The following is a 21,203-nucleotide window of genomic DNA, read 5'->3' as shown; positions in this document are numbered from 1 at the left end:
CATGCGTCTTTCCGATATCGTCCTGCTCCTCAACACGCTCTGGTTCGTCGGTGCCTTCGTTCAGTTCAGCATCGCGCAAACCAACACGCTGAAGATCCTGCTGCCGCGGGAGGAGCGCGGCAATCCGATCGCGCCGACCCTGGCGGCCAGCGTTGCGTTCCTCGGCGGCATGAACCTGCCGATCGGTCTGCTGTCGTTCTACCTTCTGGCGGCGCGTCCGTCCTTCTTCCAGCCGGTCGAGGCGCAGATCGTGCTGTTCCTGTTCTTTGCCGCCTGCCATTTCAGCCAGTTCGTCTACAACGTTCCGGTGCTGATGCGCGGCGGCCGCGTCGGGGTGGCCTACTGGCCGGTGCTGAAGGGTCCGATGCTGCGGATCTTCGTCATCGACGCGGGTCTGTTTGCGGCCAATCTCGCCGTGGGGATTCTGCTCGCGTCGCGCTCCTGACTATCGCGGCGCCGCCGCCAGGGCGGACCGCAGCATCGCGGCAAGATCCTGTCGTCGGAACGGCTTTGTCAGAATGCGGGCGTCGATCCCGTCCGGCGTCTTGACGGGATCCTGGCTGTAGCCCGAGGTGAAGAGCACCTTGAGATCGGGCCGCAGCACGGTGGCTTGTCTTGCGAGCTCCGGCCCGAACATGCCGCCGGGCATCACCACGTCGGTGAACAGCAACCGGACGTCGTCGCTCTGCCGCAGCAATTCCAGCGCCGCGGGCCCGTTCGACGCCGTGATGACGCGGTAGCCGAGCGTCCTGAGCTCGTTCTCGATATAGGCGCGCACCATGTCGTCGTCTTCGACGAGGAGAATGGTCTCGTGGTCCGCTTGCGTGACGGTCTGCTCCGCGGGAGGCGGATCTTCGCTCGGCGGTGTTGCGAGACGGGGAAAGAACAGCCTGACGACGCTGCCTTGTCCCGGCTCGGACTGCATCTGCACGAGTCCGCCGGATTGTCGTGCAAACCCGTAGACCATGCTCAGGCCGAGGCCGGTCCCCTTGCCGACCTCCTTGGTCGTGAAGAACGGCTCGAATGCGCGTCCCAACACTTCGCTGCTCATGCCGCTTCCGGTATCCTTCACGGACAGCATGACGTAATCGCCCGGACGCGCTTCGCCGTTGACGTCGATGTCGGTCTCACCGAGCGATGCGTTGCTCACCTCGACCATCAGCTTGCCGCCGTCAGGCATCGCATCGCGCGCGTTGAGCACGAGGTTGAGCACGGCGGTGGCCAATTGGCCGGGATCGACGCTGGCGAGCCACAGATCGGGCGCGAATGTGAAGCTCGATTCGATGTGCTCGCCCAGCGTCCTCCGAAGAAGCTGCTTCATGCCGGTGACCTGCTCGGCGATGTCGATCTCTCGCGGTCTCAGCGGCTGCTTGCGCGCGAAGGCAAGAAGGCTTCGTGTCAGGTCGGAGCCGCGCTCTGCGGCGGTCGCAATGTCGTTGGCGATCCGGTGCAATTCCTTGTTGCCCGCCAGCCTGTCGGCGAGATGTTCCGAATTGCCGAGAATGACGGTCAGGAGATTGTTGAAATCATGCGCCACGCCGCCGGTGAGCTGGCCCATCGCTTCCATCTTCTGGGATTGGCTTAGCTTGTGGCTGAGATCGGCGATCGCGGCACGCTGCTGCTCGAGCGATTCCGCCGTGCTGTTGAGCAGGGTCATCAATCCGCCGAGCTCTCCGCCCGGGTGAGGCTCTGGAATGCGCGCGCTGAGATCACCGCGCCCGAGGCGCTTCGCCATGGCAGCGAGCCGCCCGACCTGACGTCCGATGCTCACGGTCGTGAGGATCCAGAGGCCGCCGAGGAGCAGCAGCGAGGCCACCGCGAGAATTGCCATGTCCTCGTAAAGTCGGCGGTTCGCGGCCGCGACCAGGACGTCCTTGGATCGCCCGACCAGGATGTAGAGGCCGGCCTTGCGGATCGCCGGCGAGCGGGCAACGCCCCAGCCCCCGCCGTCGGTGACCTCTCGAAATGGCTCGCCATCGGGCGCTGCGGCGAAGCGGAACAGGTCGGAGCCGGCGATCGATCCGCCGACGGGCACGCTCCAGCCGCCGCCCTTGGGGGCGGCCAGCACCGTTCCCTTGGCGTCGACGAACAGGATGTCCTTCTCCGCGAGCAGCCGCTTGTCGTGAAACTCGGCGAACTTGTTCAGGTTGAAGGACGCGAGCAGCACGAACTTCAGCGCGCCTGTCTCCGATCGCACGGGATAGGCGATCTGGAGCACGGACAGGCCAGTGAGGCGGCCGAACACCGGCTCGACTGCGACGACGCCTTGAAGGGTCTTGACCTCTTTGAAATAGCCGCGGTCGTTCAGGTCGAGCGTGCGGTTGGTCCGCAGCGAGTCGCAGAACAGGTGGCCGTCGGGATCGATGGTCAGGATACCCGTGAACTGCGGATATTCCTCGCGGACATCCGACAGAAATGCCGAGCACGCCGCCTTGTCGCGCGTGTCGAGGTCGCGGGCCCGGGCGAGCCCATAATGGAGCTGGGCGGTGCCCTGGATCTTCTCGCCGAGATCACTTGCGATGTCGTCGGCGGATGCGGCCAGATTGGCCAGCGCGGCGTCGATCTCGCTGGCCCGGTTCTGCATGAACCGCAGCCCGACCAGGATCGCCGGCACGAGCATGGCCGCGATGACGAGGATCAGTAACCGGGTACGCAGGCTCATCTGTTGGGCGGTCCGTTCTGATCGTCACGCGCGCGGCTTGAAGGTAAAATTTGCGGACGATTGTCTGTGCAGTCCATAGGAATCTGCTCGAAAATCGCACAGAAGACTAAAGAATTCGAGCCGCCGCCTTGTCGCCTTCGTGGGCCGGCGCCGTTCTCGCCCCGTCATCGGCCGTCAAGTTGCGCCCGCGGGCGGCAACGCTAATATCGCGTTCAATCTGCGCGCGACGAAAGATCGCGCCGATGTGGGGAGGAATGCTGATGTCCATCTCGGGCAAGGTCGATCCGGTGGTCCGTCCCGTCGCGGTGACCGACATCGCCGAGGCGCTGGTCGAGGGCCTGCGCGATTTCCAGGCGCTGCCGCTGTACGGTCTCTGCTTCGGCGTCCTTTACGCGGCCGGCGGCATCGCCATCATGCTGTGCTTCACCGCCTTCGGCATGGTCTATCTGGTCTATCCCCTGGCGGCAGGTTTCGCGCTGATCGGACCGTTCGTGGCCATCGGCCTCTACGAGGTCAGCCGCCGCCGCGAGCGCGGCGAGCCGGTCTCCTTCGGCGCGGTCTGGTCCGCCGTGCGCTCGCGCAGCGAGATCGGCTGGATGGCGTTCGTCACGCTGTTCGTGTTCGTGGTCTGGATGTACCAGGTGCGGCTCCTGATCGCGCTGCTGCTCGGCCTGCACGCCTCGTTCTCCAGCCTTCAGGAATTCATGACGGTGGTGCTGACGACCAATGAGGGCCTGCTGTTCCTCGGCATCGGCAATGCGGTCGGCGCCGTGCTGTCGCTGATCCTGTTCTCGCTGACCGTGGTGTCGTTTCCGCTGCTGCTCGACCGTGAGGTCGATTTCGTCACGGCGATGGTGACGAGCGTGCGCGCGGTGGTGACGAGCCCGTTGCCGATGATCTCCTGGGCCGCCGTGATCGTGATGCTGCTGATCGTCTCGGCGCTGCCTTACTTTCTCGGGCTGATCGTGACGCTTCCGGTGCTGGGGCATGCGACCTGGCATCTCTATCGGCGGCTGGTGGCGCCGGTCGGGTAGTGTCGTTCCGCTGCCCTTCTTCCTTCTCCCCTTGTGGGAGAAGGTGGCGCGCAGCGCCGGATGAGGGGTCCCTATCCGCATGCACTGATGCGAGAGCAGTGCTCGTTGATAAATACCCCTCACCCGTCTCGCCGCTATCGCGGCGAGCCACCCTCTCCCGCAAGGGGGAGAGGGGAAGAAGCGGCCGCTGCTTGTCCCTCCGCACCTACGGCGTCTTGATCCCCATCGCCTTCAGCGCGTCCAGCATCTTCGCCGGCGGGGACATCTTGATATGCGGCGCCTTGCCTGTTTCCAGCAGGCTCTTCAATCCGGAGAGGATCGCGGGCCAGCCGGTGCGGCCGCCGGACAGGATGTCGGCGCTGAGTTCGCGGTCGTGGCGCTCGCTCATGGCGAGACGGACGGCTTCACCGGCTGCCTCGATCTCGTAGGTGACGAGCGTGGAGCCGAGCTTGGCGACGAGGTCCGGCCAATTGACGTTCCAGCTCACCGTGAGCTTCCTCGGCGGATCGTATTCGAACACTTCGCCGCTGATGTGCTCGGAGCCGTCGGGTGCGCGCACGATGAAACGGCCGCCGAGCTTCGGCTCCATCTCGACCGCAAAGCCGGAGAAATACTTTCGGCTGAACTCCGCCGAGGTCAGCGCCTCCCACACCTTCTCCGGCGTGGAGGCGATGTAGATGGTGTAGACGGTCAGCGGCTTGAATTGCTCGATATTCATCACGCAAATCCTTCGATGCCGAGCGCGGCGGGCGGGATCGTCGGCGCCTTGCCGGTTTCCAGCAGGCTCTTGAGCCCGGACAGGATGGCCGGCCAGCCTTTGGAGATGCCGTCGAGCAGCTTGCTGCCCGCGGCGAATCCTTCGTGCGTCACCGTCAGCTTCACGAGATTGCCAAAGGGCGCCAGAGTGAAGACGACCCTCGTCGCCGCTTCGTTCCGCATCTCCTCCATCAATTCGTGCTTGAACGTGTAGGACAGTCGCCGCGGCCGGTCGGCCTCGAGGATCTCGCCGGTGTCCGTGACCTTGCCGCCCATCACGAGGGCAAAGGGCGAGCCGACCTTCCAGTCGGATCTGACTTCGGTGTCGAACCAGTACTGGCGCGTGAACGCGCTCGACGTCAGCGCCTCCCACAGCTTCTCCGGCGTGGTCTCGATATAGGTCACGTAGACGAATTCCGGCTTATTCATCGCGCTTCTCCAACTGGCGTTTCAACTCGCTGAGCGCAGCTAACTTGCCGCGCTCGAATTTCTTGATCCAGCGTTCGCCGATCTGATGGATCGGCACCGGGTTGAGGTAGTGCAGCTTCTCGCGGCCATGCCTGATGGTCGTGACGAGACTGGCCTCCTCCAGAATCCCAAGGTGCTTGGTCACGGCCTGCCGCGTCATCGCGAGGCCCTCGCAGAGCTCGTTCAGGGTCTGGCCGTTCCTGGCGTGAAGCCGGTCCAAGAGCGAGCGTCGTGATGCATCGGCGAGCGCTTTGAACACCTCATCCATGGCGACGACAATACGCAACCAAATGGTTGCATGTCAAGCGCGAGCCGCGAAATCGTGTTTTGGTCGCCCGCATTCGGCTATGTTAGCGTTGAAGCTCAGCCAGCACAGATTGGTTCCGGGAGGACTTTGATGTTTCGTTGCGTCCTGACTGCTGCAAGCCTCGTCCTTTTTGCTTGCAGCACGGCGGTCCATGCCCAGAAGCAAACCATCGGCGCGCCGCCCGAAGCGTCCAACATGAAGCTCGTGGGCACCAGCGACCTGCAGGCGCGCAGCGCCTATCAGCCGACCATCCATCATCAGGGCGATCGCTGGATCGCTTATATCGGCCATCACGGCGGCACCGACGACGTGCCCGCTCCCGTCAATCCGATGACGGGCAAGGCCGAGCCGAACGGCACCTCGATCGTCGACGTCACCGATCCCGCGCGCCCGAGATATCTGCGGCATCTGCCGGGGCAGGAGGGCAAGTACGAATCCGGCGGCGCACAGATGGTGCGGGTCTGCGACGGCAAGGCGTTGCCGAAGGGCGATCCCAACGCGGTCTACATGCTCAGGACCTTCGGCAGCGAGGCGCATGAGATCTGGAACGTCAGCGATCCCGCCAGTCCGGTGCTCATCACGCGCATTGGCGGCCTGAAGGATACGCACAAGAGCTGGTGGGAGTGCGACACCGGCATCGCCTATCTCGTCTCGGGCGCGCCCGACTGGCGCACCCGGCGCATGACGCAAGTCTACGATCTCTCCGATCCCGCGCGTCCGCAGAAAATCCGCGACTTCGGCCTGCCGGGTCAGGAGCCGGGCTCGACCGGCGCGGTGCCGACCGAGCTGCACGGGCCGATCTCGACCGGTCCCGATGGCAACCGCGTCTATTTCGGCTACGGCACCAACAAGGGCGGCATCTTGCAGATCGTCGACCGCGACAAGCTGCTGAGCGGGCCGAAGCAGCCGACGCCGGACAATCTGCGCTATCCCGAGATTTCGCGCCTGCCGATGTCGGCCTTCAACGGCGCGCACACGACATTTCCGATGCTCGACATGCCCATCGCCGAATTTTCCGAGGACAAGGACGGCAAGACCCGCGACATCGTCATGATCGTGGACGAGGCGATCCTCAACGAATGCGGTGAAGCCAGGCAGATGGTGTGGTTCGCCGACGTCACCACCGAGACGCGGCCGATGATGATCTCGAGCTACACCGTGCCGGAGGCGAGCGGGCAGTTCTGCCAGCGCGGCGGCCGGTTCGGCGCGCATTCCTCGAACGAGAGCATGGCGCCGGTCTACTACAAGAAGATGGCCTTCATCGCCTTCTTCAATGCTGGCGTGCGCGCTCTCGACATCCGCGATCCCTATCATCCCCGGGAGGTCGGCTATTTCATTCCCGCGATCACGGCTGCGACCGACAAGCGCTGCATTCCCATCGAAGGCGGCGAGCGCTGCAAGGTGGCGATCCAGACCAACAATGTCGAGACCGACGACCGCGGCTACATCTACATCGTCGACCGCGCCAATACCGGCCTGCACATCCTCGAGCTGACCGGAGCGGCGCGCGCGGCTGCCGGCTTGGCGAAGAATGGATGAGCGAGCTTCCGTTCCCGCTCGTCCCATGCATTAATACCTTCAAACCGCTTTCAGCCGAGTCCCTCCCATGATGTCCATGCAAGCCTATCTCGCCTTCCTCGCCGCCTGCATTGCGCTGGCGCTGCTGCCGGGGCCGATCGTCACTCTCGTCATCGCCAACGGCCTGCGCCACGGCACGCGTGCCGCGCTCACCAACGTGGCCGGTGCGCAAGCCGGGCTTGCCATCGTCATCGGCATCGTCGCGATCGGCCTGACCTCGCTGATGGCGACCATGGGCTATTGGTTCGACTGGGTGCGCTTTGCCGGCGCCGCTTACCTCGTCTGGCTCGGCATCAAGCTGATCTGGGCGCCGGTCGAGGGCGTTGATGTCGACACGCCGCCTCCGCCGCCGCGCGGCGGCTTCTTCCTGCAAGGGTTTCTGGTGCTGCTGTCGAACCCGAAAGTGCTGGTGTTCTTCGGCGCCTTCATCCCGCAGTTCATGGACATGAACCAGCCGCACTTTCCGCAAGTCGCGCTCCTGGGTGCGACCTTCATGGTCACCGCCGTGATGACGGATGCGCTCTACGCCATCGCCGCCGGCCGCGCGCGAAAATTCTTCTCGGCGCGCCGCACGCGGATGATGTCGCGCATCTCCGGCGGCTTCATGATCGGCGGCGGCATCTGGCTGGCGCTGACCCGGGCGAAATAACCTCCGCGGACACGTCTCGGCTTGAACCATTTGCAGTGGCGATGCGTCCAATCGGACATTGCCGCTGACGAAGGTTTTTGCCGTGCCCGATCTGCCCTGGACCGTCTATGCGATGCTGCTCGCGCCACTTGGACTCCTCCTGGCTGCCGCCATCGTCAAGACCTGGCAGGTGCGCGAGGCGCGAAGCTGGCTATTGGCGCCGGGTAAGGTCGTTGTCTCGGTCGCCGAGGTGCGCGAGGTCAGGATCTCCGACAGCGACCGCGAGGACGGCTATCGCCTCGAGAAACGCAATTTTGCGAACGTGACTTACGAATATGCGGTCGGCGGCCGCAAGCTGCGCGGTGGCCGCATCTCGATCGGCGAGGATCTCGGTAATTTCGAGGTCGCCGAGAAGCTCGCAAAGTATCCCGCCGGAAGCATCGTCACTGTCTACTACAATCCGCGCCATCCCGAGCAGGCCGTGCTGGAGCGCGACCTGCCCAAGGGACTGTGGGGCTGCCTCGGCATCGGCACGGCGATCGTGCTTGGCATCGTGTTCGGCTCGGCGTTCGGGCTCAACCAGACTTATGCATACCTCGCGCACCACATCGCCCGGCCCGATCTCGCGGGCCTCGTCGTCGGCCTCGGCGCGTTCGGCCTCGTTATCGCGCTGATGGGATATGGGGTGCGACGTCAGGCGTCGATGGCCGCACGCTGGCCGGTCGTGCAGGGCACTATCAAGCTGTCGGCGCCCGAGCATTATTACGAGGCCAGCGAGCCGGGCGAGCGCCGCGGTACCGAGATGTTCGGCAGGCGCGTGACCTACACGTATCGCTACCAGAACGTCAGCTACACCAATGAATGCGCGCGCGTTGCGGCCGGCACCCCGTCGGGGTCCGAGAAGATGTTAAAGAAGCTCATGGCGCGCTACCAGGACGGCGCGACCGTCGAGGTCCGCGTCAATCCCGACAACCCGGTCGAGGCAACGCTCGATGCAAACGGCGCGAGCCGCATCGCCTGGCCGCTGTGGGGCATCGCCGCGATCTTCGCCGCGCTCGCGCTGTTCGTCGCAACGCGCGGCGGCTAACCGACCAGCAGTTCCGGCCGCAGCTCCCTCTCGATCTCGCCAAGGATCCGCGCCAGCCGTTCGGCCCATTGCCGCTGGCCGGAGGGGTCCGTGATCAGATCCTGCCGAATCTCGATGCCGGTGTTGACGAGGCCGCGTCCTTCGCCGTGGACCGGGATGGTGTAGTCGGTGAGTTCGCTGACCGCATAGGGCTCGTTGTCGCCGACGACGAGATCGCCTTCCGCGCGCAGATGCCTGAGCAGGAGCTGCGGCAGCACGGTGTCGCGATTGTAGAGCGCGGCGATGTGCCAGGGCCGCGCGACGCCGGCATAGACAGGCGTGAAGCTGTGCAGCGACACCAGCACGGTCGGCCGCTTGGCGTGCAGGCGGGCGTCGATCGCGGCATCGATGCGATCATGATAGGGCTCGAAGATCTCGCGCCGCCGCGCCTCGCGCTCGTCGTCCGGGATGCCTTCGTTGCGCGGGATCGCCGTCGCCTCGGAGATGACCGGGATCGAGCTTGCCGCGGCAGGAGGGCGGTTGCAGTCGATCACGAGCCGCGAATAGCGCTGCGCGATCAGATGGGCGTCGAGCAATTTGGCAAGCCCGTCGGCGACGCCGGCAATGCCGATGTCCCAGCCGATGTGCCTGACGAGCTCGCTTTCCGCGATGCCGAGGTCGCCGAGCGCGCGAGGCAGCGCCCGACCGTAATGATCCGAGGTGAGCAGGAAGGGCGATCGTCCTCCCGCATTCGCCTCATGCACGGGCGCAATGTCGCCCTCGCCGAGCAGTTGATCGGTCGCCTCGGCCGTATGCAGGTCCATCCTGATTGCCTATGAAACGATTACGTGTTGAAAACGAGTAACGATATTGCACCGACGTCGCAACGTTAGAACAGCATGACCTCCGATCGCCTCTTCGTCTACGGCACCCTGATGCGCGGCTTCGACCATCCGATGGCGCGGCTGCTGGCGGGGCACGCGGATTTCCTGGGCGAGGCGACCTGCCGCGGCCGGCTGGTTCTGGTGAAGCACTATCCGGGATTGCTGCTGTCGGAGACGGCCACCGACATCGTCCATGGCGAGCTCTTCCGGATGCGCGTGCCTGACGAGCTGCTGGCCGAGCTCGACATGTACGAGGCCTGCGGCGAGGGCTTTCCCGAGCCGACCGAATATCTGCGCCGGCTGATCGACGTGACGCTGCCGGATGGTGCCACGGAGAAGGCCTGGACCTACGTCTACAACTGGCCGGTCACCGATCTGCCGCGCATCGAGTCCGGGCGATTCCTGGAGCATTAAGCCGACAGCACTTCCTTCACCAAGCGCACGTCGACCTCGTGCTCGACATAGCGCCACTCCTCGGTCTGCCTGAGCATCGCGACCAGCTCCTCGAACAGCGAGGCGTGCGCCGGGGCGAATTCGAACCATGTGAGGAAGTCGAAGGGGCCGCCGAGGTCGCGGCAATGATAGAGCTGGCGCGCGATGGCGGGCAGGAAACGAAGACTGCTCGCGATGTGGTGCGATCTGTCCTCGAAGATCTGGCGCCGCTCTTCCTGCGTCAGATCCCACCAGGCCTGCGACTTGCGGATCGGGATCAGCGCCGCGCTGGTGGCCTCCAGCCGGCCGAGCCCGGCCTGCACGGCCACGAGCTGCTGCTTCTCAGGCCTTTCGGTGTAGCGCAGGCTGCTGGCGACGCCGACCAGGCGCCAGGCATTGCGCGAGGGCACCAGCGGCAACGAGACCGCCTCGCTGTCGGTGACCGACAGCGCCGGTACGAAGGGCAGGGGCTCGCCCGTCACTGCTGCAACCGAGGTCACCCGCCAGCCCCCGCTCTGGCCGCCGCGAAACGTCCTGAACATGGCCCATGGAAGCGTGGAACCGGGCGCGGTTCAAGCTTTCCGTCGAAACTTTCACCTGTGAATAGCCGGGAGAAGCCACACATGCTTCGTATTTCCCGGGGCCGTCCCTATATGCCTATCCGGTTGGCCATAACGTCCGACTCAGCCCAGAAATCAGCATAATGCGCTTCACGCCCCAATTCCTCGACGAGCTTCGTGCCCGGCTTTCGGTCTCCGAAGTCGTGGGCAAGCGCGTGAAGCTGAAGAAGGCGGGGCGGGAGTGGAAGGGGCTGTCGCCGTTCCAGCAGGAAAAGACGCCGTCCTTCTACGTCAACGACCAGAAGGGCTTTTACCACGACTTCTCCTCCGGCAAGCACGGCGACATCATCTCCTTCGTGATGGAGACCGACGGCGTGCCGTTCGCCGAAGCCGTGGAGCGGCTCGCCAATATGGCGGGCCTGGCGCTGCCGGCGGTGACGCCGGATGCGGCGCGGCAGGAGCAGCGGCGCCGCACGCTGCATGACGTCATGGACCTCGCCGCGACCTATTTCGCGGAGACGCTGGCTTCGCGCGTGGGTGCCAAGGCGCGCGGCTATCTCGCCGACCGCGCCATCTCGCCGGCGACGCAATTGCAGTTCCGCCTCGGCTATGCCCCGCCGGATCGCTTCGCGCTGAAGGAGCATCTCGGCAAGCTCGGCGTGTCCGTCGACGACATGGTCGAGACCGGCTTGCTGGTCGCCGGCGACGACATCCCCGTGCCTTACGACCGCTTCCGCGATCGCGTGATGTTTCCGATCACGGATTTGCGCGGCCGCGTCATCGCCTTCGGCGGGCGCGCGCTGGAGAAGGACGTTCCGGCAAAATACCTGAATTCACCGGAGACGCCGCTCTTCCACAAGGGCGACAATCTCTACAACCATCAGACCGCACGCAAGGCGACCCATGACGGCGCATCGCTGATCGTGGTCGAAGGCTATGTCGACGTCATCGCGATGGTCACCACCGGTTTTCCCGGCGCCGTCGCGCCGCTCGGCACCGCGCTCACCGAAAGCCAGCTCGCGCTGCTCTGGAAGATGGCGGACGAGCCGATCCTCTGCTTCGACGGCGACCGCGCCGGCCAGAAGGCGGCGTATCGCGCTGCGGATCTTGCCTTGCCCTATCTCGCGCCCGGCAAGAGCCTTCGTTTCGCGCTGCTGCCGGAAGGGCAGGACCCCGACGATCTTGCACGCTCCGGCGGGCGCGGTGCGATCGAGGAGGTGATTGGAGCGGCCCGTCCGCTCGCCGACATGATCTGGTCGCGCGAGCTCGAAGGCGGCAATTTCGCTACCCCTGAACGCCGCGCCGCGCTGGAAGCGCGCATCAAGGAGCTGACCAACGGCATCCGCGACGAGGTGGTGCGGCGCTATTACCGCGACGAATTCGTCGAGCGGCTGCAACGCGCCTTTGCCCCCGAAGGCGGGCGCGGCGGCTTCGGCGGCCGGGGCAATTTCCGCCAAGGCCAAGGCGGCGGCGGCCGGCCATTCCAGCCAAGGGGTGGCGGCGCGAATCGATTCGGCGGCCAGGGATTCGGTGGGGGGCGCCGTGGGCCGACCGGCCCCACCCCGCTACCGTCAGGCCCCTATCAGGCGGCCAGCCCCCAGCTGGCGGCCAGCCCGATCATGAGGGGACAGCGCAGTGCCATCTCGCGCCGGGAGGCCCTGATCCTGCAAATTCTGATCAACCACCCCTGGCTGCTGCACGACCACCTCGAGGAAGTCGCGGCCCTGGAGCTCGCCCATCCCGAGGTCCACAAGCTCCGGGCCGGCATCATCGCCGCCTTCGCCAACGACCATCATCATTCGCCCGACCCCGAGGAGCAGGCCGAGAAGATGCGGTCCGATCTCGAAAAGGGCGGATTTTCGCAAGTTCTTCAAAGGGTTGAGAGCGGTATCACCACCGCGGCGGTGTGGGGCGCGCGCGAGGGCGCAGCACGGGACGACGTTCTCTCCACCTGGCATCAGCTCGTTGCCTTGCATCGGCAATGGCATTCACTACTTAGGGAGTTGAAGGACGCCGAGCTGGCCTTGGGGGAGGACCCCAGCGAGGCCAATTTGGCGTGGCTGCGTGACGTCAAGGCCCGGATGGCCGAGGTCGACGGCACCGAAGCCCTGATCGAGGGTTTTGGCGAGCTGTCGGGCCGGTTCCAGAAGAGCGTGTGATGAAAAGAATCATGCGGACGGCCGGGGCCGGAACCGCTAAAAGACTCGCCAAATCTTGGGTTTGGCGGCAAAAACAGGGTTAATCGAGGCTTAACGGTCTTGTAGCACTTTGGCCATCAGGCGGCCGCAGGCAGAACAGACGCGTCAGGAATGAATCCGCGCAATCGCTGTTGGCACTTCACCTGCATCCGCTGCGACAAAGAGGCTGACGAAGCGTTAGGCAATTCCGGCGAGAGAAGGTTGGGGGTGGCGATAGACATGCGCGCCGCCCTTTCCGTGTCGAGAGCTGCCGAAGCGAGAGCGTCGGGCAACAGGTTCATGTGAATTCACGCGGACGCGGCGCAGCGTCCTGCATGAAGCGCGTTTAGGAGCAATGGATGGCCACCAAGGCAAAGACGCTGCAGGCGAAGGACAAGGAAAAAGACGACAAGGCAGCGGACGCGCCGGAGAAGGATTCCCAGGACGCGCCCTCGCCCTTGCTCGACCTGTCCGACGCCGCCGTGAAGAAGATGATCAAGCAGGCCAAGAAGCGCGGCTTCGTGACCTTCGATCAGCTCAACGAAGTCTTGCCGTCCGACCAGACCTCGCCCGAACAGATCGAGGACATCATGTCGATGCTCTCGGACATGGGCATCAACGTCACCGAAGCCGACGATAGCGAAGGCGAGGAAGAGAAGGACGAGGGCGGCGAGGACGAGACCGACAACGAGCTCGTCGAAGTCACCCAGAAGGCCGTCACCGAGGTCAAGAAGAGCGAGCCGGGCGAGCGCACCGACGATCCCGTGCGCATGTATCTGCGCGAGATGGGCACGGTCGAGCTGCTCTCCCGCGAAGGCGAAATCGCCATCGCTAAGCGCATCGAGGCCGGCCGCGAGGCGATGATCGCAGGGCTCTGCGAAAGCCCGCTGACCTTCCAGGCCATCATCATCTGGCGCGACGAGCTCAACGAAGGCAAGATCTTCCTCCGCGACATCATCGATCTCGAAGCCACCTATGCCGGCCCCGACGCCAAGGGCGGCATGAACAACGCGATGATCGCCGGTCCCACCGGCGAGAACGGCGAAGCTCCCGCCGAGGGCGGCCAGGCCGCCGCGGCCGTCGGCGCGCCCGCGCATGTCGCCCCGCCCGCCGCGCCGCCGTCGCCGACCCCGTTCCGCGCCGCGCCCGCCGCCGGCAATGTCGGCGAAGGCAAGGATCCCGGCGAATCGGCCGCCGAAGCCGACATGGACGAGGACGACGAGTTCGAGAACCAGATGTCGCTGGCGGCGATCGAGGCCGAGCTCAAGCCGAAGGTCGTCGAGATCTTCGACAAGATCGCCGAGAGCTACAAGAAGCTGCGCAAGCTGCAAGAGCAGGACATCCAGAACCAGCTCGAGAGCACCTCGCATGGGCCCTCGCTCTCGCCGCACCAGGAGCGCAAATACCGCAAGCTCAAGGACGAGATCATCGTCGAGGTGAAGTCGCTGCGCCTCAACCAGGCGCGCATCGATTCACTGGTCGAGCAGCTCTACGACATCAACAAGCGCCTCGTCTCGCATGAGGGCCGCCTGATGCGCCTTGCCGACAGCCACGGCGTCGCGCGCGAAGACTTCCTGCGCAACTATACCGGTTCTGAATTGGACCCGCGTTGGCTCAACCGGGTGTCAAAACTCTCGGCCAAGGGCTGGAAGAACTTCGTCCATCACGAGAAGGATCGCATCAAGGACCTTCGCCACGAGGTGCACCAGCTCGCCGCCCTCACCGGGCTCGAGATCGTCGAATTCCGCAAGATCGTGCACTCCGTGCAGAAGGGCGAGCGCGAAGCCCGCCAGGCCAAGAAGGAGATGGTGGAAGCCAACCTCCGTCTCGTGATCTCGATCGCCAAGAAGTACACCAACCGCGGCCTGCAGTTCCTCGACCTGATTCAGGAAGGCAACATCGGCCTGATGAAGGCGGTCGACAAGTTCGAGTATCGTCGCGGTTACAAGTTCTCGACCTACGCCACGTGGTGGATCCGCCAGGCGATCACGCGTTCGATCGCCGATCAGGCGCGCACCATCCGCATCCCCGTGCACATGATCGAGACGATCAACAAGATCGTGCGCACCTCGCGCCAGATGCTCAACGAGATCGGCCGCGAGCCGACCCCGGAAGAGCTCGCCGAGAAGCTCGGCATGCCCTTGGAGAAAGTGCGAAAAGTTCTCAAGATCGCCAAGGAGCCGCTGTCGCTGGAGACGCCGGTCGGTGACGAGGAGGATTCGCATCTTGGCGATTTCATCGAGGACAAGAACGCGATCCTGCCGATCGACGCCGCGATCCAGTCGAACCTGCGCGAGACCACGACGCGCGTGCTCGCCTCGCTCACCCCGCGCGAAGAACGCGTCCTGCGCATGCGCTTCGGCATCGGCATGAACACCGACCACACGCTGGAAGAAGTCGGCCAGCAGTTCTCGGTGACGCGCGAGCGTATCCGCCAGATCGAAGCCAAGGCGCTGCGGAAGCTGAAGCATCCGTCGCGGTCGAGGAAGCTGCGGAGCTTCTTGGATAATTGATTGGGAACGGAGTGGCCGGGGCTTGATCGGGGCATCCATCCAAACCGAAAACGGCGGGCGTAAGCCCGCCGTTTCCATTAGGCGGCTGAGCAAAGCGCCTTCTTCGTCGCACTTCCTGACGCTCTTCACTTACACCACGGGATGTTTCCCTTTAGAACGGTATTATTCTCTATCTCCTTGCGAAGGGCCGGCGAAAAGTAGGGCTGCTCGGACTTGAGTTCCTCAGGAGTCACGTTGGTTTTGTGACGGTCGCCGACGCACGCCGTCTTAAGCTGCTTTGCAGTTAGCTGCTGCGCCCCCTTGAAGCTGGTGCGGGAGATGACGGCTCGCGCGAAGTTGGCATCCTTCAATATGGCGCCGGAGAAATCGGCGCCCTGAAGCCCGGCGTCGCTGAAGTTTGCCCCTTCCAGGTTTGCGTCGATGAGTGAGTGACGAATTTCCGCCTCACGTCTCCGTTGTCGGTGCCTTCCCTATTGTCTCCCTCGTCCCCCTTGTGAAGGTGATCGCCGATTGTCTTATCCCAGGAGGGATTCAGGTAGTCGCCCGCCTTGATGCCGATCAACTGCGCATAGGAAAGATCGGTTTTACCGAAATCGACCCGAAGCATTTTCGACCCCGAGAACCTGGCCTTGGCAAAGCCCTGGATGAGGCCCCATTCATCGAGACGCTGGCATCGACTGGCAGCGCAACAAGCTGCTGGCGCTGGTGCGCGCGGGGACTGTCGAATTCAGGGACATCAACGAGCAGCCTGATGCGCTGGCGCATTTCGGCGCTTCGCTCGACGACATCAGGCGCCGCCTGCACGCGACCGATGAGGACGGCCGGCTCATTGTCGGTGCGGATGTCGCTGTTGCGTTGTGGCGGATAAAGCCGGGGGAGGGGTGGCTTGCGGCGCTGTTCGGCAATCGCTTGGCGCTGCCGGCCACGCGGTTCGGCTACGACCGATTTGCTGATCTGCTGTTTGCCTGGAACAAGTGGTGCGGGCGCTGGTGAGCGCCTGCCTGTATCGGCCTCACTTCTTCTTCACCCCCACCCGCTCGATCCGCTTGATCTCCAGCGCGGGCCGGCCGCTCTTCTCCGCGATCTCGCGGTCCTGCTCCATGATGAAGCCGCGCGCGGGTTCGTCGCCGTCGAGGCCGCCGAGCAGCTCGGAGGGCACGCGGCGGTTGGAGCGTTGGGAATCGTCTTCATAGAAGACGTTGAAGAAGGCGAATTCGCCTTTGGGATTGGTTCCGGGTTTCTTGGCCATGGCGGCTTTTCGTCGATAGAGGCGCCTTAGTCAAATGACTTTGCGCAGGGCCCCGGGGGCGGTGGGAAGCCGTGGCCGCGGACCCGCCGTGTCACAAACCCTGGCATCGAGAGGCGCTCGCCTCAATAAACGGCGGGCCGAAGCCCGCCGTCTATTTTTGGTCTTCAGTGTCGCCCGGGGCTGGCGGGGCGACAACCTAAAATAGAATGTTATAGAAGGCGCGCTGCGATGGCAAGGCAAATCAGATGATGCCGATGTCGCAGCGAGCGCATCACATATGCGTTGGCTACGATCTGTGGTGTGTCGCCACATCGAAGCAATTATTCGGATTGGCAAACCACTTTGTTCATCTTCGCGGGCGCGCGATGCAGCGCATGTGGAGCGCGCCATTGCCGGAAGGGTGCGCCGGCCTGCACATGCTCCCGCGTGCGTGCAGATGATGTGATCAGCGTGTGAGGCGAGTTCCATCGCCGCGCGGTTCTCATTGCATGCGCGGCCGCTGCGCCACCTCCTGCACGGCGAGCCGCGATCCGTGCCCGCCGCCCTTGTCGTTGTTCTCCTTGCGCCCCTGCGCCATGATCGCGCTGCCCATCGCGGCCGAGCCGAAGGTGATGAGGAAGGAGGCCAGCAGCAGCGCGAGCGCGATGCCGGGAGAGCTGTCGGCGAAGATCAGCTCGCGCAGATGTCCTGGATTGAGCCAGAGCAGCCCGCCGACGAGAAGCGCGGCGGCGCAGGCGCCGATCGCGAGGTTGATGGCGAGCAGGCGAAGCAGGGGGATGCGGAGGAGGGCGCGCGTTGGCTTGTGCTGATGGTCGGGCATGGCCTGTTGCCTCAGACTTTGTCGAGCCCGGAATAACGCCGAGAGAGGATGTGTGCGTCCACCCCTCTCACGTCGTTCGTGCCGCGATATTGACCCGCATCAAACTCGCACGCAATGCTTTACGGCGCCACCAGCTCTACCCGTCGGTTCAGCGCGCGGCCGGCATCCGTCGCGTTCGGGCCGACCGGCGCCAGCAGGCCGACACCGGCGGTGCGCAGGCGTTGCGGGGCGATCCGGAAGCTCTTCGTAAGCTCGGCCGCGACCGCTTCCGCGCGGCGCTTCGACAGATCGAGATTGTAGTCATAGGCGCCCTGGCTGTCGGTGTGGCCGACGATGAAGACATTGAGCTGCGGCTGGCTCGCCAGCAGCTTTGCGATCTGCTCCAGCGTCGGACGGCTTTCCGGTCTCAGCACGGCCTTGTCGGTGTCGAAATAGATGCCGTAGAGCGCGATGTGGCCGGTCTCGCCAAGGCCCTTCGCCATCGCGGCGGCGTCGACCATCTTGTTCGCGATGGCGCCGAGCTCGGCGACGGTGACCTGCGCCGTGATGTCCTGGTTGTTCTGGCTGACGATGACGCTGGCATAGGTCTCGCGTCCGCCTTCGACCTTGCGGCCGGCGAAATAGCGATAGTTGAAGCCGTCGACCCACATCTGCGGCACCGGCAGCGTGTCGATGCTTTCGGTGAAGGGAATGGCGCCGCAGGCTTCGGTGTCGCAGGCCAGCAGGGTCTCGAAGCCCGCTTTGGCAAGCTGCGTCTCGAAATTGCGCGACACTTCAAGGATCGAGGGACCGGGATTGGTGCGATAGGCGATGCGGACGATGCGGCCCTCGAGCCGCCGCGCGTCGGTCGGCTGGCCGTCCCTGAAGGCGGCCGCCTGGATCCGCGTCGCATCGAAATCCTTCACCACATAGCCGGTGACGACGCTGCCGGCGAACCGGCCGATGCCGGGATAGTCGCGCGCGCCCGCCACGTCGCGCGTCTGCGCGGAGGCGGGGATGGTGTACAGGCAGAGCAGGGCGGCAAGGACGAGCATTCCCGGGACGGTTTGCGGTGCGGGCATGGGCACTCTCTGTCGGTTGTGGGGGCTGGGGCGCAAGACGTTAGTCTCGCGCGCCGCCCTGCCGGTTCTAACCGACGGACCGTTTCCGCTTCCATTGCGCCGGAACTTGCCGTCTGCCTTACGCGGCCGGCGCGGCCCGGCCGGCGGCCGCGCGCTCCTGCGCGGCCTGCTGGCGCTCCGTCATGGTCTGCCACAGCGCTGCGATGCTCACTTGCGTCTGCGGCGCGATCAGGCAATGGCCTTCATTGTCGAAGCCGCAGAACCGCACGAGAGGATCCTTCTTCACCTCGATCAGCGCCTGGTTGATCATCTCGAGGCAGGTGATGACCGCGTTGATGTCAGGCAGGCGGGTGTGATGAAGGATGTCCATCAGGCGGAACGTCATCACCGCGGGCTGGCCGAAGCTGATGCCGGGGCGGCCGAGCTCGAGCAGCACGTTGACCGCCGGCAGCACGCCCCTGATGTGCTCGAGCACGCCGGCGACGTCCTCCACGCTGCAGGCGACAAGATGAGAGGCCTGCGGCGGCATCGTCACGGGCGCGCGCGGGCTGAGGCCGAGCGAAGAGATCACCTCCTGCTCGATCCATTGCCGCACCGCTGCGGGCGAATTGCAGATCTGCTCGGCGGTCAAGGTAATTCCGGTCATGAACGCGTCTCCTCGGAGGCTTTCCTGGTCGCCTGCAATCTAGGGAGCGTTACGTGAGACAGTTTGATGCGGATCAAGCCTGATGCTTTGACCCTTGCGGCTTTCCCGGGCATGATCCGCGCGTTGCTTCGCGCTTTTCTCCAAGGGGTTTTTCCATATGCTGAGACTGCTTCTCGCCGCCGCGTCCGTCCTGTGTCTGGCCGGCGGCTCGGCGCAGGCCGCGCGCTGCGGCGGCGACTTCAACAGCTTCGTCGCCACCATGGCGCAAGAGGCACAGGCCGCCGGCGTCTCGGCGAGCGTGACCAACGCGGCGCTCAGCGGCGTGACCCCCGATGGCGCGGTGCTCGCCTTCGACCGCCGCCAGCGCCACACCTTCAACAAGAGCTTTGAGCAGTACGTCTCGACCCGCGTCGGCCCGGGCCGCATCAATGGCGGCCGCGCGCTGCTGCAGCGCCACGCCGCGCTGCTCTCGCGCATCGAGCAGCAGTTCGGCGTGCCACGGTATATCCTGGTCGCGATCTGGGGCCTGGAGAGCGATTTCGGCAAGGGCGACATCGGCAAGATGCCGGTGGTCCGCACGCTGGCGACGCTTGCGCATGATTGCCGCCGCACCGATCTGTTCCAGGGCGAGCTGCTCGCCGCCTTGAAGATCGTGCAGCGTGGCGACCTGCCGCTGCGCGACCTCATCGGCGCCTTTGCCGGCGAGATCGGCCAGACCCAGTTCCTGCCGTCGTCCTACATCAAATATGGCGTCGATTTCGACGGCGACGGCCATGTCGACCTCCGCCACAGCGTCCCCGACGTGCTGGCCTCGACCGCCAATTTGCTCCACACCAACGGCTTCAAGATGGGCCAGCCCTATGGCGAAGGCACCGCCAATTTCGAAGCGATGCGCGAGTGGAACAGGGCGGTGATCTACCGCAAGACCATCGGCTATTTCGCCGATCGGCTGGCGGGGCAGTGATGCCGTCACGCCCCCTTCGCCATCTGCTCCAGCTTCCGTTGCAACGGCGCCCAATAGGTGCCCGGGCGAAAGCGCTGCAGCAGGTCCATGAAGCGGGCGTCGTTGCCGATCAGGATGCGCGGCTCGTTCTTCTCGATGCCCTTGATGATGCGCAGCGCAGCGTCCTTCGGCGTGGTCTTGGCCGCGTTCTCGAACCGCTCGATCGACTGCGCGCGGCGGGCATTGTCGGTGACGCCGACACCGGTGCGCGAGTTGCGCGCGATCGCGGTGGCGACCCCGCCGGGATGCACGACCGACAGCTTCACGGGGCTTCCTGCCACCACCAGCTCATGCCGCACGCTCTCTGAAAAGCCACGCACCGCGAACTTCGCCGCCGCATAGGCCGACTGTCCCGGCGGCGCGATGATGCCGAAGATCGAGGAGAGGTTGACGATATGCGCCTCGGGCCTCGTCTTCAGATGCGGCAGGAAGGCGCGTGTGCCGTGCACCACGCCCCAGAAATTGATGTCGAACAGCCAGTCCATCTGCGCTTGGTCGATCTCCTCGAACGAGCCCATCAGCGCCACGCCCGCATTGTTGACGACGATGCCGAGCTCCGGATGCGCGGCGGTCGCCTCGCTCGCGAACCGCGCGATGTCGGTGGGCTCGCCGACGTCGACGCGATGCACGCTGACCTTGCGGCCTCGTCCGATCTCGGCCGCGAGCGTCTTCAGCCCGGCCTCGTCGCGATCGGCGAGCGCGAGATCGCAGCCTCGCCCCGCCAGCTCGATGGCCAGCGCCCGGCCGATGCCGCTGGCGGCTCCCGTGATGGCGGCGGCGCCGCGAATCGCTGTCATGATGTCCCCCGTCAAGGCCCGATCGATGGAACTATGCTTTACATTTTTTCAGAATGGAACCGAACCACATGGGAATTTGCTCCTTAACGTACGTTACGCAAGCGAGCATTGGAGACGCAGATGGGACAAGCGCAACCATTTCGTGCCACCGCGCTGATCGTGGAAGACGATGTCATGCAGCGTGAGATGTTGTGTCTCCTGCTCGAAGAGAGCGGTTACCAGGTCATCCAGTGCGAAAGCGCCGAGGCCGCCGAGCTCGTGCTTGAGAAGAGCGCCGGCGCGCTTTGCCTGATGCTGACCGACGTGCAATTGGCCGGCCGCATGAACGGCGTCGAGCTCGCTCATGTCGCCAAGGATCGCAATCCCGGCCTCGACGTCGTGGTCACCTCCGGCCGCCCGTTGATGCAGCCGCTGCCCGAGGGCGCAAAATTCTGGGCCAAGCCCTGGGCGCCGCTCGACGTGCTGCGCGAAGCCGAGATCGCACAGCTGTCGTGAGGCCTCGCTTCGCCGTTGCGCGGGGGTGATGTAGAGAGACTGAAGGCCCTGGGGCGTGACTTCCCTG

The 21,203-nt window shown here is 64.8% G+C and carries 25 protein-coding genes; 11 read left to right on the top strand and 14 right to left on the bottom strand.

Annotated features, from left to right (window positions below; translation table 11 throughout):
* Position 1: 1 nt before the first annotated feature.
* A complete protein-coding gene (locus tag RPS27_RS15350; protein WP_212068035.1) occupies positions 2–445 on the top strand; it encodes a hypothetical protein in 444 nt (147 codons plus the stop codon).
* Here the strand turns inward: RPS27_RS15350 and RPS27_RS15345 are convergent, their stop codons facing one another.
* Together RPS27_RS15345 and RPS27_RS15340 are read right to left on the bottom strand one after the other, a co-directional pair.
* A complete protein-coding gene (locus RPS27_RS15345) occupies positions 446–2,662 on the bottom strand; it encodes an ATP-binding protein (protein ID WP_313754109.1) in 2,217 nt (738 codons plus the stop codon). It abuts the gene before it with no gap.
* Positions 2,663–2,768: 106 nt separating this feature from the next.
* Positions 2,769–2,930 carry a hypothetical protein gene (locus RPS27_RS15340; RefSeq protein ID WP_313754108.1) on the bottom strand — a complete coding sequence of 54 codons (162 nt, stop codon included), beginning with the start codon at positions 2,928–2,930 and terminating at the stop codon, positions 2,769–2,771.
* On the opposite strand from RPS27_RS15340, the gene RPS27_RS15335 reads away from it, so the two are divergent.
* The gene (locus tag RPS27_RS15335) at positions 2,923–3,696 is read left to right on the top strand and encodes a DUF2189 domain-containing protein (RefSeq protein ID WP_212068037.1); all 774 of its coding nucleotides are present in this window, start codon (positions 2,923–2,925) and stop codon (positions 3,694–3,696) included. The two genes, RPS27_RS15340 and RPS27_RS15335, sit on opposite strands and share 8 nt — an antisense overlap.
* A 205-nt stretch (positions 3,697–3,901) precedes the next feature.
* Here RPS27_RS15335 and RPS27_RS15330 read toward each other — a convergent pair whose 3' ends face one another.
* From RPS27_RS15330 to RPS27_RS15320, 3 genes are read right to left on the bottom strand one after another with little or no spacing between them, the layout of a single operon-like run.
* Complete coding sequence (locus RPS27_RS15330; protein ID WP_212068038.1) at positions 3,902–4,414, bottom strand: SRPBCC family protein; 513 nt, start codon at positions 4,412–4,414, stop codon at positions 3,902–3,904.
* Positions 4,414–4,881 carry an SRPBCC family protein gene (locus RPS27_RS15325; RefSeq protein WP_212068039.1) on the bottom strand — a complete coding sequence of 156 codons (468 nt, stop codon included), beginning with the start codon at positions 4,879–4,881 and terminating at the stop codon, positions 4,414–4,416. Before RPS27_RS15325 ends, RPS27_RS15330 begins: the two co-directional genes overlap by 1 nt.
* Entirely contained in the window at positions 4,874–5,188 is a 315-nt protein-coding gene (locus RPS27_RS15320) for a helix-turn-helix transcriptional regulator (RefSeq protein WP_212068124.1), read from the bottom strand. The genes RPS27_RS15325 and RPS27_RS15320 overlap by 8 nt, the downstream gene beginning before the upstream one ends.
* 129 nt (positions 5,189–5,317) lie before the next feature.
* Here RPS27_RS15320 and RPS27_RS15315 point away from each other — a divergent pair, with 129 nt between their 5' ends.
* From RPS27_RS15315 to RPS27_RS15305, 3 genes are all read left to right on the top strand, one after another.
* Positions 5,318–6,766, top strand: a complete 1,449-nt coding sequence (locus tag RPS27_RS15315; RefSeq protein WP_212068040.1) for an LVIVD repeat-containing protein — start codon at positions 5,318–5,320, stop codon at positions 6,764–6,766.
* 67 nt (positions 6,767–6,833) lie between these two features.
* Positions 6,834–7,454: a LysE family translocator gene (locus tag RPS27_RS15310; RefSeq protein WP_211418424.1), complete on the top strand. Its 621-nt coding sequence runs from the start codon at positions 6,834–6,836 to the stop codon at positions 7,452–7,454.
* Positions 7,455–7,536: 82 nt separating this feature from the next.
* Positions 7,537–8,520, top strand: coding sequence for a DUF3592 domain-containing protein (locus RPS27_RS15305; protein WP_212068041.1), 984 nt, complete (start codon positions 7,537–7,539; stop codon positions 8,518–8,520).
* Here RPS27_RS15305 and RPS27_RS15300 read toward each other — a convergent pair.
* The gene (locus tag RPS27_RS15300) at positions 8,517–9,323 is read right to left on the bottom strand and encodes an N-formylglutamate amidohydrolase (protein WP_313754107.1); all 807 of its coding nucleotides are present in this window, start codon (positions 9,321–9,323) and stop codon (positions 8,517–8,519) included. The two genes, RPS27_RS15305 and RPS27_RS15300, sit on opposite strands and share 4 nt — an antisense overlap.
* Positions 9,324–9,398: 75 nt before the next feature.
* On the opposite strand from RPS27_RS15300, the gene RPS27_RS15295 reads away from it, so the two are divergent.
* The gene (locus RPS27_RS15295; RefSeq protein WP_211418421.1) at positions 9,399–9,797 is read left to right on the top strand and encodes a gamma-glutamylcyclotransferase; all 399 of its coding nucleotides are present in this window, start codon (positions 9,399–9,401) and stop codon (positions 9,795–9,797) included.
* Here RPS27_RS15295 and RPS27_RS15290 read toward each other — a convergent pair.
* Positions 9,794–10,357 (bottom strand): chlorite dismutase family protein, encoded by a 564-nt coding sequence (locus RPS27_RS15290; protein WP_212068043.1) that lies wholly within the window; start codon positions 10,355–10,357, stop codon positions 9,794–9,796. The two genes, RPS27_RS15295 and RPS27_RS15290, sit on opposite strands and share 4 nt — an antisense overlap.
* A 161-nt stretch (positions 10,358–10,518) precedes the next feature.
* Here RPS27_RS15290 and dnaG point away from each other — a divergent pair, with 161 nt between their 5' ends.
* Positions 10,519–12,534: a DNA primase gene (gene dnaG / locus RPS27_RS15285; RefSeq protein ID WP_212068044.1), complete on the top strand. Its 2,016-nt coding sequence runs from the start codon at positions 10,519–10,521 to the stop codon at positions 12,532–12,534.
* A 377-nt stretch (positions 12,535–12,911) separates the two neighbouring features.
* On the top strand, positions 12,912–15,065 hold the full coding sequence (gene rpoD, locus RPS27_RS15280) for an RNA polymerase sigma factor RpoD (RefSeq protein WP_211418418.1): 2,154 nt from the start codon (positions 12,912–12,914) through the stop codon (positions 15,063–15,065).
* A 125-nt stretch (positions 15,066–15,190) separates the two neighbouring features.
* On the opposite strand, the gene RPS27_RS39715 is transcribed toward rpoD, so the two are convergent.
* Both RPS27_RS39715 and RPS27_RS15275 read right to left on the bottom strand, forming a co-directional pair.
* Positions 15,191–15,475 carry a pentapeptide repeat-containing protein gene (locus RPS27_RS39715; RefSeq protein WP_409517554.1) on the bottom strand — a complete coding sequence of 95 codons (285 nt, stop codon included), beginning with the start codon at positions 15,473–15,475 and terminating at the stop codon, positions 15,191–15,193.
* Complete coding sequence (locus RPS27_RS15275; protein WP_212068045.1) at positions 15,412–15,672, bottom strand: hypothetical protein; 261 nt, start codon at positions 15,670–15,672, stop codon at positions 15,412–15,414. Before RPS27_RS15275 ends, RPS27_RS39715 begins: the two co-directional genes overlap by 64 nt.
* Positions 15,673–15,719: 47 nt before the next feature.
* Here RPS27_RS15275 and RPS27_RS15270 point away from each other — a divergent pair, with 47 nt between their 5' ends.
* A complete protein-coding gene (locus RPS27_RS15270; RefSeq protein WP_212068126.1) occupies positions 15,720–16,058 on the top strand; it encodes a DCC1-like thiol-disulfide oxidoreductase family protein in 339 nt (112 codons plus the stop codon).
* 19 nt (positions 16,059–16,077) lie between these two features.
* On the opposite strand, the gene RPS27_RS15265 is transcribed toward RPS27_RS15270, so the two are convergent.
* From RPS27_RS15265 to RPS27_RS15250, 4 genes are all read right to left on the bottom strand, one after another.
* Positions 16,078–16,314, bottom strand: coding sequence for a hypothetical protein (locus RPS27_RS15265; protein ID WP_014492112.1), 237 nt, complete (start codon positions 16,312–16,314; stop codon positions 16,078–16,080).
* Between the two features lie 481 nt (positions 16,315–16,795).
* Positions 16,796–17,134, bottom strand: a complete 339-nt coding sequence (locus RPS27_RS15260; RefSeq protein ID WP_259216215.1) for a hypothetical protein — start codon at positions 17,132–17,134, stop codon at positions 16,796–16,798.
* A 119-nt stretch (positions 17,135–17,253) separates the two neighbouring features.
* On the bottom strand, positions 17,254–18,195 hold the full coding sequence (locus tag RPS27_RS15255; protein WP_212068047.1) for an OmpA family protein: 942 nt from the start codon (positions 18,193–18,195) through the stop codon (positions 17,254–17,256).
* 118 nt (positions 18,196–18,313) lie between these two features.
* Positions 18,314–18,841 carry a hypothetical protein gene (locus tag RPS27_RS15250; RefSeq protein ID WP_212068048.1) on the bottom strand — a complete coding sequence of 176 codons (528 nt, stop codon included), beginning with the start codon at positions 18,839–18,841 and terminating at the stop codon, positions 18,314–18,316.
* A gap of 157 nt (positions 18,842–18,998) precedes the next feature.
* On the opposite strand from RPS27_RS15250, the gene RPS27_RS15245 reads away from it, so the two are divergent.
* Positions 18,999–19,805 carry a lytic transglycosylase domain-containing protein gene (locus RPS27_RS15245; RefSeq protein ID WP_212068049.1) on the top strand — a complete coding sequence of 269 codons (807 nt, stop codon included), beginning with the start codon at positions 18,999–19,001 and terminating at the stop codon, positions 19,803–19,805.
* A 5-nt stretch (positions 19,806–19,810) separates the two neighbouring features.
* Here RPS27_RS15245 and RPS27_RS15240 read toward each other — a convergent pair whose 3' ends face one another.
* On the bottom strand, positions 19,811–20,641 hold the full coding sequence (locus RPS27_RS15240) for an SDR family oxidoreductase (protein WP_212068050.1): 831 nt from the start codon (positions 20,639–20,641) through the stop codon (positions 19,811–19,813).
* A gap of 120 nt (positions 20,642–20,761) precedes the next feature.
* Here RPS27_RS15240 and RPS27_RS15235 point away from each other — a divergent pair, with 120 nt between their 5' ends.
* Positions 20,762–21,136, top strand: coding sequence for a response regulator (locus RPS27_RS15235; RefSeq protein WP_194406197.1), 375 nt, complete (start codon positions 20,762–20,764; stop codon positions 21,134–21,136).
* The last annotated feature ends 67 nt before the right edge of the window (positions 21,137–21,203 follow it).

Source organism: Bradyrhizobium sp. WYCCWR 12699 (genome assembly GCF_032144035.1).
Taxonomy (GTDB): domain Bacteria; phylum Pseudomonadota; class Alphaproteobacteria; order Rhizobiales; family Xanthobacteraceae; genus Bradyrhizobium.
This window is presented reverse-complemented; position numbering and strand designations above follow the sequence as displayed.

Coding starts and splice junctions, on each gene's coding strand:
- RPS27_RS15350 (WP_212068035.1), top strand. CDS start 2: ATGCGTCTTTCCGATATCGTCCTGCTCCTCAACACGCTCTGGTTCGTC.
- RPS27_RS15345 (WP_313754109.1), bottom strand. CDS start 2,662: ATGAGCCTGCGTACCCGGTTACTGATCCTCGTCATCGCGGCCATGCTC.
- RPS27_RS15335 (WP_212068037.1), top strand. CDS start 2,923: ATGTCCATCTCGGGCAAGGTCGATCCGGTGGTCCGTCCCGTCGCGGTG.
- RPS27_RS15340 (WP_313754108.1), bottom strand. CDS start 2,930: ATGGACATCAGCATTCCTCCCCACATCGGCGCGATCTTTCGTCGCGCG.
- RPS27_RS15330 (WP_212068038.1), bottom strand. CDS start 4,414: ATGAATATCGAGCAATTCAAGCCGCTGACCGTCTACACCATCTACATC.
- RPS27_RS15325 (WP_212068039.1), bottom strand. CDS start 4,881: ATGAATAAGCCGGAATTCGTCTACGTGACCTATATCGAGACCACGCCG.
- RPS27_RS15320 (WP_212068124.1), bottom strand. CDS start 5,188: ATGGATGAGGTGTTCAAAGCGCTCGCCGATGCATCACGACGCTCGCTC.
- RPS27_RS15315 (WP_212068040.1), top strand. CDS start 5,318: ATGTTTCGTTGCGTCCTGACTGCTGCAAGCCTCGTCCTTTTTGCTTGC.
- RPS27_RS15310 (WP_211418424.1), top strand. CDS start 6,834: ATGATGTCCATGCAAGCCTATCTCGCCTTCCTCGCCGCCTGCATTGCG.
- RPS27_RS15300 (WP_313754107.1), bottom strand. CDS start 9,323: ATGGACCTGCATACGGCCGAGGCGACCGATCAACTGCTCGGCGAGGGC.
- RPS27_RS15295 (WP_211418421.1), top strand. CDS start 9,399: ATGACCTCCGATCGCCTCTTCGTCTACGGCACCCTGATGCGCGGCTTC.
- RPS27_RS15290 (WP_212068043.1), bottom strand. CDS start 10,357: ATGTTCAGGACGTTTCGCGGCGGCCAGAGCGGGGGCTGGCGGGTGACC.
- dnaG (WP_212068044.1), top strand. CDS start 10,519: ATGCGCTTCACGCCCCAATTCCTCGACGAGCTTCGTGCCCGGCTTTCG.
- rpoD (WP_211418418.1), top strand. CDS start 12,912: ATGGCCACCAAGGCAAAGACGCTGCAGGCGAAGGACAAGGAAAAAGAC.
- RPS27_RS15275 (WP_212068045.1), bottom strand. CDS start 15,672: ATGCTTCGGGTCGATTTCGGTAAAACCGATCTTTCCTATGCGCAGTTG.
- RPS27_RS15265 (WP_014492112.1), bottom strand. CDS start 16,314: ATGGCCAAGAAACCCGGAACCAATCCCAAAGGCGAATTCGCCTTCTTC.
- RPS27_RS15260 (WP_259216215.1), bottom strand. CDS start 17,134: ATGCCCGACCATCAGCACAAGCCAACGCGCGCCCTCCTCCGCATCCCC.
- RPS27_RS15255 (WP_212068047.1), bottom strand. CDS start 18,195: ATGCCCGCACCGCAAACCGTCCCGGGAATGCTCGTCCTTGCCGCCCTG.
- RPS27_RS15250 (WP_212068048.1), bottom strand. CDS start 18,841: ATGACCGGAATTACCTTGACCGCCGAGCAGATCTGCAATTCGCCCGCA.
- RPS27_RS15245 (WP_212068049.1), top strand. CDS start 18,999: ATGCTGAGACTGCTTCTCGCCGCCGCGTCCGTCCTGTGTCTGGCCGGC.
- RPS27_RS15240 (WP_212068050.1), bottom strand. CDS start 20,641: ATGACAGCGATTCGCGGCGCCGCCGCCATCACGGGAGCCGCCAGCGGC.
- RPS27_RS15235 (WP_194406197.1), top strand. CDS start 20,762: ATGGGACAAGCGCAACCATTTCGTGCCACCGCGCTGATCGTGGAAGAC.